Origin of the sequence: Glycomyces sp. NPDC047010, assembly GCF_040644205.1 — a bacterium.
GTDB lineage: Bacteria > Actinomycetota > Actinomycetes > Mycobacteriales > Micromonosporaceae > Glycomyces.
Genome location: NZ_JBEYVY010000013.1, coordinates 87319 through 102687 on the forward strand (window position 1 = coordinate 87319; position 15369 = coordinate 102687).

The 15369-nt window shown below is 65.6% G+C and carries 6 protein-coding genes; 5 read left to right on the forward strand and 1 reads right to left on the reverse strand.

Translation table 11 applies throughout. The features are described from left to right. Positions 1-83: 83 nt before the first annotated feature. From AB0A65_RS23620 to AB0A65_RS23635, 4 genes are all read left to right on the forward strand, one after another. Positions 84-4913 (forward strand): type ISP restriction/modification enzyme, encoded by a 4830-nt coding sequence (locus AB0A65_RS23620; protein WP_359954469.1) that lies wholly within the window; start codon positions 84-86, stop codon positions 4911-4913. Positions 4914-5064: 151 nt separating this feature from the next. Next, a complete protein-coding gene (locus AB0A65_RS23625) occupies positions 5065-6612 on the forward strand; it encodes a hypothetical protein (RefSeq protein WP_359954471.1) in 1548 nt (515 codons plus the stop codon). Positions 6613-6621: 9 nt separating this feature from the next. Continuing rightward, positions 6622-9615 carry an AAA domain-containing protein gene (locus AB0A65_RS23630; RefSeq protein ID WP_359954473.1) on the forward strand — a complete coding sequence of 998 codons (2994 nt, stop codon included), beginning with the start codon at positions 6622-6624 and terminating at the stop codon, positions 9613-9615. Beyond that, positions 9602-10819 carry a hypothetical protein gene (locus AB0A65_RS23635; protein WP_359954475.1) on the forward strand — a complete coding sequence of 406 codons (1218 nt, stop codon included), beginning with the start codon at positions 9602-9604 and terminating at the stop codon, positions 10817-10819. Before AB0A65_RS23630 ends, AB0A65_RS23635 begins: the two co-directional genes overlap by 14 nt. Before the next feature lie 52 nt (positions 10820-10871). On the opposite strand, the gene AB0A65_RS23640 is transcribed toward AB0A65_RS23635, so the two are convergent. Continuing rightward, positions 10872-12005 (reverse strand): hypothetical protein, encoded by a 1134-nt coding sequence (locus AB0A65_RS23640; RefSeq protein ID WP_359954477.1) that lies wholly within the window; start codon positions 12003-12005, stop codon positions 10872-10874. 226 nt (positions 12006-12231) lie between these two features. Here AB0A65_RS23640 and drmD point away from each other — a divergent pair, with 226 nt between their 5' ends. Continuing rightward, on the forward strand, positions 12232-15363 hold the full coding sequence (gene drmD, locus AB0A65_RS23645; protein ID WP_359954479.1) for a DISARM system SNF2-like helicase DrmD: 3132 nt from the start codon (positions 12232-12234) through the stop codon (positions 15361-15363). The last annotated feature ends 6 nt before the right edge of the window (positions 15364-15369 follow it).

Genomic DNA, 15369 nt, shown 5'->3' on the forward strand with positions numbered 1-15369 from the left:
ACGCTAACGTCCTTCATGTAGTGAGGGCGTTACGCAAAGTGGGGGTAAGTCTGACGCCGTTCCTTCCCAAGGGAGGCAGCGTCATGACCGGAAGCGTTCGGGACATCCTTGACCACATTCGAGTCGCGTCGCAGACCAATGCGGAACGAGGCAGACGATTCGAGCAGCTCATGCTTGCCTTCTTCCGTACCGATCCGCAATGGCAGCAGCAGTTCTCCGAGGTGTGGATGTGGGCCGACTCCCCTCTTGCCGAGGACAATGCCACCGACATCGGCATCGATCTCGTGGCGCGAGAGCCCGGATCCGAAGCATTCTGCGCGATTCAGTGCAAGTTCTACGAGCCGGACAAGGTGATCCGCAAAGTCGACCTCGACTCCTTCTTCACCGCCTCGGGCAAGAAGGGCATCAACCGACGGATCATCGTGTCCAGCACCGACAAATGGGGCCCGAACGCCGAGGCCGCCCTCGCGGACCAGCAGGTCGAGGTGACCAGGGTCGGTATGTCCCAGCTCGACACGAGCCCGATCGACTGGAGCAAGGTCGCCTCCGAGCACGCGTGGGCCGCAGGGGAGCGTCTCGGGCCGCGCTATCTGCGCGCCAAGAAGGCGCCCATGTCGCACCAAGACGAGGCGATCGAAGCCGTGCTCGCCGGGTTCGAGACCCACGACCGTGGTCGTTTGACCATGGCTTGCGGCACCGGCAAGACCCTGACTTCGCTCAAGATCGCCGAACGGCTCGCCTCTGCACATGAAGATCCCATCAGCGTGCTGGTCCTGGTGCCGTCGATCGCCCTCCTGGCCCAGACCATGCGCGAATGGGTCTCCGAGGCAGAGGCCGCCTTGCGGCCCTTCGCGGTCTGCTCGGACTCGAAGGTCTCGAAGCAGCCCAAGCAGGCCGATTCAGGGGACCAGGCGGTGCACGACCTCGCTTTGCCCGCCACCACGAACGCAGTAAAGCTCGTTGACCGTATCCGCGGTGGCGACTACGGGCCCGGAATGACCGCGGTCTTCTGCACGTACCAGTCCCTTCCCGTCATTGCCGATGCTCAGGCTTCAGGCATGGACGCCTTCGACCTCGTCGTCTGCGACGAGGCGCATCGCACCACCGGCGCAATGCTTGCCGGGCGGGACGAGTCCAGCTTCACCCGGATCCACGACCCGCAGTACATCGCCGCCGAGCGGCGCCTGTACATGACCGCGACGCCGCGGATCTTCACCGAGCCCGCCAAAGCGGACGCCCAGCGGGCGAGCGTCGAGCTCTGCTCGATGGACGACGAGGCGAGGTTCGGACCTGAGTTCCACAAGCTGGGTTTCGGAGAGGCGGTCCAGGCCGGGTTGCTCGCGGACTACAAGGTCTTGGTGTTGAGCGTCGATGCGGGATATGCGGTCAAGACCTTGCAGGTAGAACTCGCCGACGACAACATGGAGCTCAATGTCGCCGACGCCGCAAAGCTCATCGGGGTTTGGAACGGACTATGCAAGCGCCTCGGGCCCTCGATCGAGGAGAGCGGGTTCCGCGCAGATGAGGTTCCCATGCGGCGAGCCGTCGCCTTCGCACAGAACATAGCCGCGTCGAAGCACTTGACCGAGGTGTTCTCCCAAGTGACCGAGCGGCTCGGTAGGACCTCCGAGGAGAGCCTCCGTTGCGAAGTGGAGCACGTCGACGGGACGATGAACGCGCTGGAACGCGGCAGGGCGCTCGAATGGCTGAAGTCCGACCCGGGTCAGGGAACCGCCCGAATTCTCTCCAACGCCAGATGTCTGTCCGAGGGCGTGGACGTGCCAGCGCTCGACGCGGTGCTGTTCCTGCACCCGCGCAATTCGGTCATTGACATCATCCAGGCCGTGGGCCGAGTAATGCGGCGGGCTCCTGGAAAGGAGTACGGCTACATCATCCTGCCGATTGCCGTTCCGGAAGGCGTACCCCCGAACGAGGCGCTCGACGACAATGAGCGCTACAGGGCCGTATGGCAGGTCCTCAACGCCCTCCGCTCTCATGACGACCGATTCAACGCCGAAGTCAACCGCATCGGACTCAACAAATCCCGCTCCGACAGGATCCTGACTGGGCACATAGCCGCCGACGACCCAAGCGACCTTGGGAACCTTGTGCAGGCCGCCCGCAGCGGCATGGCATCGGTCGAGGAATGGCGCGACGCCATCTACGCGCGGATCGTGCAGAAAGTGGGCACGCGGGTCTACTGGAAGGAGTGGGCCAAGGAGATAGCGGATATCGCGGGCAATCACATGACCCGTATCCGAACAGCCCTCGCTCTCCCCAGCAAGCGAGAAGCGTTCGACGCGTTCGTGGCCGCCCTGCGCGCGAACCTCAACCCCTCCATTTCAGAACAAGACGCGATCGAGACGCTCGCCCAGCATCTGATCACGAAGCCGGTCTTCGACGCTCTCTTCGAGCGGTACGCATTCGCGACGCACAACCCGGTCTCCCGAGCCATGGAGACTGTGCTTGATGTGCTGGACGATCAGGCATTGGACTCGGAACGCGATAGGCTCAAACGGTTCTACGAGCAGATTCGAGTCCGGATCGAGGGCATCGACAATCCCGCCGGACGCCAGAAGATTCTCCTGGAGCTGTACGAGCAATTCTTCAAGAACGCCATGCCGCAGGTTTCTGATCGGCTCGGTATCGTCTACACCCCGGTTGAAGTCGTCGACTTCATTCTCCAGCTCACCGACCAGGCACTGCGCAAGTACCTCGGCGCCTCGCTGAGTGACGAAGGGGTTCAGATCATCGACCCGTTCGCGGGAACGGGTTCGTTCATTGTCAGGCTCCTCCAGTCAGAACTCATCCGGCCCGAGGACCTCGTTCGGAAGTACAGCAGTGAACTGCACGCGAACGAGATTATCCTGCTCGCCTATTACATCGCGGCAGTCAACATCGAAGAGGCGTTCCACAGTCGGTCTGGGAATGCTGAGTACCGGCCGTTCGATGGCGTTGTCCTGACTGACACATTCCAGCTCTATGAAAGCCGACCTGAGGCTTCAAGCGGCGTACTTGGGGACAACATCAACCGCGCGGTGCATCAGCAGAGCGTCCGCATCATCGTTATACCCGCCAATCCACCGTACTCCGTGGGCCAGAACAACCAGAACGACGGCAACCAGAACCTGAAGTATCCGGAACTCGATCGGCGTATCCGCGAGACATACGCAGCCAGATCGACCGCCACCAACAAGAACTCGCTGTATGACTCCTACGTGCGGGCACTGCGCTGGGCGAGTGACCGGATCGAGGACGATGGTGTGATCTGTCTTGTCCTGAACAGCGGGTTCATCGACGGGAATACCGCCGCAGGGCTGCGCCGCACCCTCACCGAGGAGTTCGACGCGATCTACTGCTTCAATCTCCGAGGCAACGCGAGAACAGGAGGCGAACAGCGGAGAGCAGAGGCCGGCAATGTTTTCGGGGCCAGCACTCGCGCAGGGATTGCGATCCTTCTGCTTGTCAAAGGCGGCAGAGCGGCTGAGGGCGACGCGTGCCGTCTCTTCTACGGAGACATCGGTGACTATCACGATCGAAAGCGCAAGTTGGAGATAGTGGTGAACGGAACCAACCTAATCCGGGCGAAAGGCTTGGATGCCTTCGGATGGCAGCAACTCGACCCTGAAGCGGACGGCGATTGGATCAACGTTCGAGACAAGCGATTTCAGGGCTTCCTCGCGATGGGAGACAAGAATGCGGGGGCCATGGCACCGATCTTCGAGACGCATACGAGCGGGCTCAAGACAGGGCGAGACGCATGGATGTACAGCTTCTCCGGTCCTACTGTGAGCAGCAATGTGCAGCCGATGATCGACTTCTACAACGGCCAGGTGGACCGGCTGGAATGGTCGAGTGGAGGCGAGACCGACAACGTCTCGGCCGCTGGTGTAGCCAGCGAAGATATCGTCGCCGGCGAAAGCCGATTCAGTTGGAACAGAGCGGATCTAGGAAGGCTGCGGCGAGGAGAGCGGATTCGGTTCAATGAACACCGGGTATTCGAGGCCTATTACCGGCCGTTCACCAAACAACATGTCTACTTCACGGCCGATACCAGTGATTGTGTCTACCAGCTTGAACGATCATTTCCCGAACCGGACCTCGGGAACGTGGGTTTCTATACCGTCGGAGCGGGCTCGGCGGTCCCGTTTTCCGTGCTGGCGACCGACGCCGTTCCGAACCTGCATGTGACCGGAGCCGGTAGCGGCGGAAAGTTCTTCCCGAGATTCACCTACCTCAAGAACGCACCGGGTGGAACACTGTTCGATCAGAATCCTCCCCGGTACACACGAGAAGACAACATCAGTGACACCGCCTTGGCGGACTACCGGGAGACCTACCGAGACGGCTCGATCTCGAAGGACCACATTTTCCACTACGTCTACGGCATCCTGCACTCGCCGGTGTACCGGTCTGAGTTTGAAGCGGACCTCCGAAAGTCGCTGCCTCGCGTCCCCAAAGTCGCGCAGTTCCACGAATTCGCTCGTTTGGGTAGCCGACTGATGGGGTTGCACCTCGCCTACGAGTCGGTCGAGCCGTATTCCGGCATCCGAGAGATCGTTGGCGAAGCCAAGGCGGCCGCCCCTGCGGACCTCTACCGTGTCGACCGCAAGATGCGATTCGCATCCCGACAGGATCGCACCCGGATCGTCTACAACTCCCACGTCACGCTCACCGACATCCCTGAAGCCGCCTACCGCTACCAGATCGGCTCCCGTTCGGCCGTCGAGTGGATCATGGACCGCTACTACGTCCGCACCGACAAGGCCAGCGGCATCGTCAACGACCCCAACGACTGGTCCGAAGATCCGCGCTACATCGTCGACCTACTCAAGCGCATCGTGACCGTCAGCCTGGAGACCATGGCGATCGTGGACGCCCTCCCGCCGCTGGAGATCCTGCCGGATCAATGACCTGATCTCACTGCGAACAAGCCGAACTCTGCCAGAAGTCCGCGTTCCGGGGGCGTGTCCGGTATGCGACACGTTCGAGGGACGCCCGATTCGATGGAAGTCGGTAATATCCCCACTACTGCACGCCCCCTCATCGAAGGGCAGTCGGCCCATGGACTCGATTCCGCACCAGGAATCCCGAGCTGAAATCATTCGTGCCGTCAAGGCCAAGTCGACGCGGCTCCGGACCGCAACCTCGAACACCCTCGTCGCCGTCATCGGGGCCGCGGCCCTCGCGCCGGTCATCGCCGCGGGCGCCGGTTCGGCTCCGATCGCACTCGCGGTCGCCGGGGTCATCGGCGGTGTCGGCGGAGGCCAGCTCGTGACGCTGCTGCAACGCAGCGCCGATCGCATCCGCGGGCAGCGCCCAGGGACTCCCGACACCGATCTCCCCCAACTCATCCAGCAGACGATCCAGACCGAGATCGCGACGCGACTGGATCGCGGTGACGCCGAGGCCGGACACCTGCTCGCCGAGGTCGTGCAGTTCATTGAGCGCGTCGACGGGTTCGAAGCGGCCCTGGACGGCGCCGCCGGCGAACTGCACGACCGCCTCCGCGCCGAGTTCGCTGCCCTGGAGGGTCGCACTGGAGACATCCTCGAATCACTGGCGGACATTGAAGCCGGGCAGACTCATCTCATCGACCGCTTCGACGAGTTCGAGAAGCGGTATTCGCACGGATCCCGGCTGCCGGCATCGCCGACGCTTCCGGCCGGGAATCTCGGTGTCGAACCGGACGACCTGTCTCCGTCCGTGCAGATCGCCCTTCCACCGCCGCAGCTCGAAACCTGGACCCCAGGGGCCGAGATCACCGCAGGCCGGGAGCGCTATCTGCTCTACGACCGCCAGACCGCCGAGCGGCTCGCACCGGACAGCTCCATCCGACTCAGCGCCGCTCTCGCACAACGGCTTGCTCCGACCCGGGACCGAGGCGCCCGCTTCGTATGGCTCCGGCAACTCAAACGGCTGCGGCCCGGGCTCATGGCCCGCGCAGCCGAGAGCGGGCTGCGACGGGAGCACGAACTCCTGGCCGAGATCGGCTCCGAACGCGGAGTCGCTCGGGCGTTCCCGAAAGCCGTCCAGCTCGAGACCGATGGCACCACCATGACTTCGGCACTGGCATGGCCGACGCAGCGGCGCGGCACCGCCCCCTGTGATGGACTCGACGGCCTCGCCCCAGACGATGGGCGGCCGCTGAGCGAATGGGCGCTCGCCGAACTTCTCGCCGGTCTCGCCGGTCTGTGCGATGCGCTCGGAATCCTGCACCGTCGCGGACTCAGCCACCGCGATCTCACGCTTGAAGGCATACTCCTGGCAGAGGCCCGGCGACTGGCGCTGCGGGATCTCGGCAGAACAGGGAGCGCACCCGCCCACGGCGAGACACAGAGCCCTTACGCCGCACCGGAACAGCGGCGCCGAAGTGAAGCACCGCCGGGGCCGTCCACCGACGTGTACCAGCTCGCCGCGCTCACCTACCAGCTCGCGGCGGGACACCCGCCGCCCGGCGTCTCCGCACCGCCATTGCGTACGCAGGCTCCGGATGCACCCGGGAAGCTCGCCTCCGAGATCGACAGCGCGCTCTCCGCCCGGCCCGCCGACCGGCCCACCGCTCCCGCCCTCGGTGACGCGTTCCGCGCAATCGCCGACGAACTCGCATAAGGAGACCGCTTGCGCACCCTCGTGCTCCCGCGTCCGATCGTCCTGGTCCCCGGCAAGAACCTCCCAGGAAAACTCCGCACGGCCGCCAGTGACGACCCGCGAATGCCCGGCGATGTCGGACAGGTCCTCCGGAAACTCGTCGAGCTCAACAACGGCAGCGGGATCCCGGCGACCGTTCCCGCACCGAAGCAGGGCCAGGACTGGGGATGGTTCGCCTACACCCCCGATTACAAGATCCGCCTGTTCCTCACCCGGGATCGGGACGCCTACATGATCGCGTTCGTGGCGTCCCTGAGATACGACGATCATCAGCGCCTTGCTGAAGGCTGCCTCAAACTGCGGGCACCCGGTTGGACGGCGGTGCCCAGCCCGCCGCAGATCCCTTACGGTTCGGTGGCCTATTCAAGGGAGATCGCGGACGCGTGGAAGCAGTTGGAAGCCGAGCGAGCCGCCGCACGCGGGTCAGCGCCGCTGAACCCGCGCCAGACCGGGTTCCTGGACATGCTCGACGAGATGATCGACGCCACTGAGACGATCAGTCGGAACCAGACCGAGAAGTCCAATGCTGCCCTGTACCGAGCCAAGCACTCCACTGGCGAGCAGCGCTTCGGCCGCCACTCGGTGTACCGGTTCGACATGGCGGGCGAGCATGAGCTGGGCGAGGGCAAGTACGTTCATCACGTCGAACGGCCCGACATCAAAGGCCAGGTCACCAGAGTCAGCGGCGGCACCGTCACGGTGAAGTTCGACGTGCCGATCGACTGGGATGCGCTACCGCAGGTCGGCGAGCTGCGAGAGACCCCGAACGCCACGGTCTTCAGGACCCAGCGAGAATCGGTCGAGCTCCTGCGTGCGGGCAGATCCGAGAACCCGCATCTGCTCCGAACCGTCGTCGACCACCGAGTCGGGCCGATTCCGGGACGTTCGTTCACTCCGGATGAGCCGCTCGACGCGGAGCAGCGGCTCGCGTTCACGAAGGCGCTCAACGTGGAGGACCTGCTGCTAGTGCACGGCCCCCCAGGCACCGGGAAGACTCGGACCATCAGCCAGACGGCCCGATCGGCCGTCCACGACCTCGGCCAGAAGGTACTGATCTCGTCGCATTCGAACCGGGCGGTCGACAACGTCCTGGCCACGCTGCCGAACGACGTCGAGGTGATTCGCGTCGGCTACCGGGAGGCGGTCACTCCCGATGGCCACGCCTACCTCCTTGAGAACCGCGAAGCCGAACTTCGCGAACGGGTGCGGGTCGCGGCGGCGATGAAACTGGAGCCCTACGGACACCTTGCCACGGCCGAGGCATGGGTGTCGGAGTTCAACGCCCGGACCGACCGGCTCAGCACGGCCGCAGGCCTGGTGGCGGACGCCGACAAGGCGGTCGCGGCGCGCACCTCCGCCGCGGCAGCCCCGTTCCAACCGCAGATCGGGCAATGCGAGCGCGAGATCGCGTCGGTATCGGGCCGCCTCGCGCGCGTTCGCGCCCGCCAGAAGCGAATTGCGACGTGGAAGAGCGGAGCCGAAGCGAGAGCCGGCAACCTGCTCATCGGGTGGATGCTGCGCTTCGTCATCGCCGTGCTGGCGCGTATGGAATCCTCCGCCGAAGGGCGAGGCGACCGTATCGACACCGAGCTGCACGAACTTGAGACGCTGCACGCCGAGGCCGCGGCTGCGCGAGACCGGGCGATCGCAATCGATGCCGGAGTTATCGAGGCACGGCAGCGGCGCACCGCGTGTGAAAGCGAGGGCCAAGGCGATTGGCACGAAGTGCGAAAAGCCGCTGAGGCGCTGCGCACGGCCCTGCGTGGACTCATCGCAGTCGACCATCCGCCGCGACCTCCTGAACGGCCCGCCGCCGAAGACACGGATCTGCGCGCGGCGGCCGCCTGGGCCGGCACGCAACGCGAACGGCTGCACCGCGAACTCCCGCTCCTGCGCGGCCGCCGAGACCTGCTCACCAGGTGGCACGCGGCCGTCGACACCGCAAAGGACCAGCTGAACGGCGAACTCATCCGCTACGCCGACATCATCGCCGCCACCTGCACCGGATCCGCCTCCCGCCCAGAGCTGTCAGGAGTCGAATTCGACCTCGCCGTGATCGACGAAGCCGGCCAGATCGGCATCACCGACGTCCTCGTTCCGCTCACCCGCGCCCGCCGAGGCGTGCTCGTCGGCGACCACCAGCAGCTCCCGCCGTTCCTCGACACCGAGGTCGACGCTTGGGGCGCCGGCCTCCGCAACCCGCAGATCCGAACCCTGCTCTCCAAGAGCGCCCTGGAGGTCCTCACCGGCGCACTGCCTCCGAGCAACCAGGTCTCGCTGATCCGACAGCGCCGGATGCCCGAGGTGCTCGCCGACTTCATCTCCCGCAACTTCTACCAATCCCGGCTCGAAACCGAACACGCACGGCCCCATCGCGACCCGCTCATGCAGACTCCGATGACTTTTATCGACACCTCCGGACTGCCGCCGCACCGGCGTTTCGAGCAGTCCGGGAAGGTGCGCGAACGGTGGGCGTCGAGCGGCAGTGCCAACGACGCCGAGGCCGAGATGCTCGCCGGACTCGCGGCGTACTACCACGACCAACCGGGGGACTGGTGCGTCATCGTTCCCTACCGCGCCCAACTGCAACTGATCAGAGCCAAACTGCGCAGACTCATCTCCGACCCCGAGGCCATCGAACGCGACACCGGCACCGTCGACGCCTTCCAGGGCGGCGAACGCGAGGTCGTCCTCTACGGGTTCACCCGGAGCAACAAAGCCGGCCGCGTCGGATTCCTGCGTGAATTGCGGCGCGTGAACGTGGCTTTCACCCGTGCCCGCTCGCAGCTGATCATCACCGGCGACCTCTCCACCCTCTCCCGCAGCACCGACCCGGGATTTCGCGACCTCATGGAGGACATGCAGTTGCACCTCAACAGCCGGGGCGACATCCGGCCCTACAAGGAGATCGAAGTGCTCCTCAAGGACCTCCGCGGCGAAGGCGGCGCACATGGCAGGCGGTGAGTCGGCGTTCACCTATCGGCGCGGGAGGGCCATCGAACACGCCCGCCACGAACTGGGCCTGACACCCACCAGGATCTTCGCCTGCCTGTTGCCGCTGTGGCGAGTAGAGATCCAGGCCACGGTCACCCTGGGCCGACCCTACGACCTCATCGACCGCTTCCTGGAGGAGGCGATCGCCACGGCCGGACTCGACACGGCTTCCGCGCTGGCCGACTTCTACTCCCTCGACGACATCCTCGTCGATCGGGCGCTGCGGTTCCTCGTCCGTATCGACCACCTGGTCGAGCACCGCGGGCGCTATCGGCTGACCGATCTCGGTCGACGTTCGATCCAGGAGGGGGAACGCTTCGAGCGCAAGAAAGGGGATCGCAGGGTGCTCTACTTCGAGGCGCTGACGTCACAGCCCCTGACCCGCGAGTACTACGACACCAAGAGCGTCTCGATCGTGGAGTCGCACGAACTTCAACGTTTCACCAAGCCCGACAAAGGCGTCCGGTTCCAGCCGGTGGGGCCCGTGGACGGCCTGCACGCGAATGCGCTCCAAGCCCTCGCCCGGCGGCCCGACCGCGATCGGTTCAACCTTCCCGGCGGCGTGGAGGACCTCGTGGCGCTCGGTGCCGATCGGCAGGTGTATCTGCCGGCGTACGTGATCCGCGCCGAACCGCAGGGCGGCGGACGGCCCCATTGCCTGGTCTACTCGCAAGTCGGGGCCAAACACGACCCCGAACTCTCCGAGGCTTGCACGAGTCATGCGTTCCTGGCAGCGCGGCTTGAGCAGATGGAGACACAGGGTGTCGGTGGGTTCGACCGTGAACGGATCGCCGAATGGCTCGACCGCCAAGGTTTCAGCTCGCGGACTCCGGTCAAGCGGGTCCGGGGCGTGTGGCGGGTGGAGCTCCCGGAGAAGACGTTCGGAGGCAAGGACCGGCCGGCGACCAGAAAGATCGGCCAGTACGAGGTGACCCGCGAGATGATCCTGCAACTGTGGTGCGGCTCGCCGCACGCTCGAACGAGGGCGCTCCTGGCGCGCGCCGCCGTCTACCTCGCCTCCGCCTACTCACCGAAGCCCGACCAGGCCAAAGCACGCCTCACCCTGTTCCGTCAGCAGCTCGAACTCGACCCGATCGGCCTCGGCCGCTTCGCCGATCTCGCCGCCGAGGCCGGCCACCACCATCTCGCCGAGCAACTCCGTGAACTGCGGTGAGGCCCGACCGAGATCACGTTCGGTCGGGACCAGAAGCCGGCGATCGGCGACCCTAGATCAGGGGCCAGTCGACGGCGGTGATTCCGAGCATTGCGAAGAGGGTCGCGAAGATCAGCAATGCGAGGACGACGATGGGAATCAGGCCGCGTACGGTCGGTTGGATGCGTTGGATCCGGCCTTCGAGGCCCTCCGGCCTCATCATTTCGAGGTCGGGATCGGGCCGGCAGTCGGCGCCGAATGCACCTACCTTGCTTCCGAGCGCGATCATTGCCACTGCTCTGGACGGGTTCGACAATGCCACGGTGAGGTCTTCCAGGACCGATCTGACGTCTTCGGGCAGATCGGCGTCGAGACTCCTTGATGATCTCGAGTACTCCCCGAGGAATCGGGCCGACCCGAGCAAGACGAACACATCTGCACGGTTGCCGCTACCACCTGAGAATCGGAGTGTTCGGATAAGACGACGGGCCTCGCGGCCGAGGAGGACCGGCAGCTCATCGCGTCGCGAGTGGGCCTTTCGGAGAGGTTCGTCGCTCGGGCGTTGAAGCTCCTGCAATGCGAGGTTCAACGCTCTGGATCGTGCATACCCCCGGCGGCAGCAGCGCAAGCATACGAATGCGGCGGTGAACGCTCCGAGCGCGATGCCGAATCCGAACGCTTCAAGCTCTGTGTTGCTGAAACGCCCGTAGGCGAATGTCAGATAGAAGAACTCTGCCGCGAGGACGTATCCGGTTGCCACCGCGGCCCATCTCGTGAACCAGTAGCGACCGAGCTCGTATTCGCGCTTGCGTTTCTCACGCCGGTCGTCATCCGAACTGATCTCGATACGATCGTGTAGCCCGGGAAAGTACCGCTTCATCTGGGGTCCTTCGAAGTTCCATCTCGACGAACTGACGCTGAGCATCACAAGTGAAGAGAAATACAGAGCCGAGATCGCAATAAGCACGGGTGACCCGAAGTGCCCTCGATTCACCTGGATCGGCCACGCCGCCCAGCCGTAGACGACGGCGGCGGCGAATCCGGTTCCGATGAGGCTGAGGATTGCGGCAGACAGGGGATGTGCAAGCCTCATCAATCGGCGGGCGCCGCTGTCGACGACCAGGACGAGCATGAATGGAATGCCGAACATCGCCGATCCTCCGACCAGCCAGCCGACCAGCAGTCGCAAGAACTCTTGAAAGGCCATAGCGGAACTCCTCACGCGAGATCTGAAAATTTGCACTATATGTGTATTTCAAGCGATAAATGAGTCGGTGTCACTCGCATGGTTCAAAGGCCGGTTCGAAGCCTTCGGTCGGTCTGAGCCGCCATCGCATTGCCGGACTCCGATATGAGTGGGGCGCTGGTAGTCTCGTAGGGCGTTGAGCAGGGTTGACAGTTGCTCAGAGACGTCGACACCGGGAGGCCGTTCTATGCCCGCACAGCAGTCCGCGGAGCGTGAAGGAGTGCCGTCGGTCGGGGACCGGGTCGAAGTGCGCGGGTCCAGGTGGATGGTCGCTGACGTGATCGTGTCCGGCGCGGACACGATCGTCGAAGTGAACAGCCTCGCCGACGACGCCTTCGGCGAGCAGCTGCGACTCGTGTGGGAACTCGAACCGGGACGCCGCGTGCTGCCGTCCTCCGGCCTGCCCGAGGTGACCCGCGACGGCTTCGACAAACCCGCGCAGCTCGCCGCCTTCCTCGACGCCATGCGATGGTCGGCCCTCACCAGCGCCGACACCCGCAACCTCCAGGCGCCGTTCCGGTCCGGAGCGGACATCAAGCTCTACCAACTCGAACCGGTCTGGCGGTCCCTGTCTGCTCCGCGCGTGAACCAGCTCCTCGCCGACGACGTCGGCCTGGGTAAGACCGTCGAAGCCGGCCTCGTCGCCAGCGAGCTGATCCTGCGCAATCGCGCCAAGCGCGTCATGATCGTCTGCCCGGCCGGGCTCACCACTAAATGGCACGACGAGATGCGCAGGCTCTTCGGCCTGGAGTTCACCATCGTGAACGCCCAGACCTACACCGACCTGCGGCGCGAGCGGGGCAACGGCGCCAACCCCTTCGAGGTCTATCGCAACACGATCGTCAGCCTCCCGTGGCTGCGCGGCCCCAAGGCCGAGCGCCTGCTCTTCGGCGAGCTGCTGCGCGGCGCGGGGGAGGACACGCGTCCGTACTTCGACCTGCTCATCCTTGACGAGGCCCACCACATCGCCCCGTCCGCCCCGAAGCAGCGCTACGCCGTCGACTCCCAGCAGACCAAGACCATGCGGGAGCTCGCGAAGCACTTCACGCACCGCCTGTTCCTCTCTGCCACCCCGCACAACGGCTACCCGGAGTCGTTCACCGCGCTCCTGGAGATTCTCGACCCGGCCCGCTTCGCCCGCGGCGTCGCGCCCTCGCAGCAGGCGCAGGACGAGGTCGTGATCCGCCGCCTCAAATCCACGATCACCGGGTCCGACGGCAAGCCGGAGTTCCCGGAACGCAAGGTCCGGGACCTGCGGCTCGACTACGCCGAAGACGAGATCGACGTGCACCGCTGGTTCAGCGAGTTCACTCAGGCCCGCCGATCCCGCCGCGTCAAGGGACGCCGCGGCCGGGCCGCCGCCGACCTGGTGACCCTGCTGCTCAAGAAGCGGCTCCTGTCGAGCCCGCAGGCCTTCGCCAACACCTACGAGACCTACGCCGGCGCACTGCCCGCCGCCCCGGCCGCCGCCAGCGACGAGGTCCCGGAGTTCTACGACGAGGTGTGGGACGAGGAGGCCACCCTCGACGACGACGAGCTCTACGACTTCGAGGACGAGCACCTGCGGCGATCGGCCTCCCACCAGGAGCGCCTGGACCCGGCCGAGCACGAGCTCTTGTCCCGTATCAACGACTGGGCGAGGAAGCACCTGTCCGCGCCCGACACCAAGGCCGCCCGCCTCCTCGCCTACCTCGGCGAGGTCTGCAAGGCCGGTGACGACTGGACCAACGAGCGGGTCGTGGTCTTCACCGAGTACCGCGACACCCTCCACTGGTTGCAGGACCTCCTCGACTCCCGCGGCTTCGACCGCGACCGCGTCGCACTGCTCCACGGCGGCATGGACATCGACGAACGCGAGCAGATCCGGCTCGCGTTCCAGGCCGACCCCACAGAGAGCACTGTGCGGGTCCTCCTCGCCACCGACGCCGCCGGTGAGGGCATCGACCTCCAGAACCACTGCCACCGGCTCGTCAACTACGACATCCCCTTCAACCCCAACAAGCTCGAACAGCGCGCCGGGCGCATCGACCGCTACGGCCAGCGCCACAGCCCCGAGGTCTACAACTTCGTGCCCGCCCCGACCGCGGGCGACTCCGCGTTCCTCGGCGAGATCGAATTCCTCGCCCGCGTCGCGGAGAAGGTCAGCCAGATGCAGACCGACCTCGGCTCCGTCAACCCGGTGCTGGCCGAAGGACTCCAGCGGCGCCTCGCCGGGGACACCACGGTCGGGGACGTGGAGACCCTGGCCCAGCAGGCTGCCGCACGCGGCAAGAAGGCCGGCGAGGTCAAGGCCGCCGCGAACGTCTCCGAGCAGGTCGAACGACTCGGCGAGAAGTACGAGAACAGCGTCGACGAACTCCACCTTCACCCCGAACGCATCCGGCGGGTCGTGGACACCGCGCTCGGCCTCGCCCACCAGATGCCGCTCAAGCCACGCCCGATCGGATACGGCCACCCCGCGACCGAGTTCGACGTCCCGGTGATGACCGGCGAATGGGTGCGCGCCACGAAGAACCTCGTAGCGCCGTTCACCCCCGAGGGGCAGGAGCCGCACCAGCGCCCGGTCACCTTCGATCCGCTTGTGGCCCACGGCCGCGACGACGTGGTCCTGGCGCACCTGTCGCATCCGCTGGTCGACATGTCATCGCGCCTGCTGCGCGCCGCGGCCGACTCCGACCGGATCGACCTCCACCGCGTGACGGCCGTCGTCGGCCCCGACGACCTGGAGGACATGTTCGTCGCCGCCTACGCCAAGTACACCGTCACCGGCGGCGGCTCGACCCAGCTGCACCAGGAGATCATGGCCGTCGGCGGCTGGCTCGACGCCCGCACCGGCCGGTTCCGCCGCGAGAACCTGACCCGGACGGGCCTGATCCTCGAAGCGGCCCTTGACAAGGGCACCGAGGCCGGACCGGGCACCAAACTGCGCCTGTCCGAGCACTGGCCCGAAGTCGACCGCGGCCTGCGCGACGCGCTCACCCGCCGCACCGCCGAACGCGACGAGTCGCTCCAGAAGAAACTGGAGCAGCGCGTCGCCGAGGAGCAGGAGCGCATCCGCTTCGCCTACCGGCAGTTCCGCGCCTCTCTCGAAGAGGCCATCCACGGCCGCAAGACGAACGAGGATGAACTGTTCGGCCTCGCCGAACTCGAACTCGACCAGGCCCGCCGCGACGAGGGCCACTGGGCCGAGCGTCTGGAACAGCTCGAGACCGAGAGCGAACGCGAACTCGCCGCCGCCCGCGACCGCTACGCCGATCCGAAGGGCCACCGCACGCCGCTGGCGATCGTGTGCGTCGTACCTGAGAGGGACAACCGTTGAGCCGCA

Coding starts and splice junctions, on each gene's coding strand:
- AB0A65_RS23640 (WP_359954477.1), bottom strand. CDS start 12,005: ATGGCCTTTCAAGAGTTCTTGCGACTGCTGGTCGGCTGGCTGGTCGGA.
- AB0A65_RS23620 (WP_359954469.1), top strand. CDS start 84: ATGACCGGAAGCGTTCGGGACATCCTTGACCACATTCGAGTCGCGTCG.
- drmD (WP_359954479.1), top strand. CDS start 12,232: ATGCCCGCACAGCAGTCCGCGGAGCGTGAAGGAGTGCCGTCGGTCGGG.
- AB0A65_RS23635 (WP_359954475.1), top strand. CDS start 9,602: ATGGCAGGCGGTGAGTCGGCGTTCACCTATCGGCGCGGGAGGGCCATC.
- AB0A65_RS23625 (WP_359954471.1), top strand. CDS start 5,065: ATGGACTCGATTCCGCACCAGGAATCCCGAGCTGAAATCATTCGTGCC.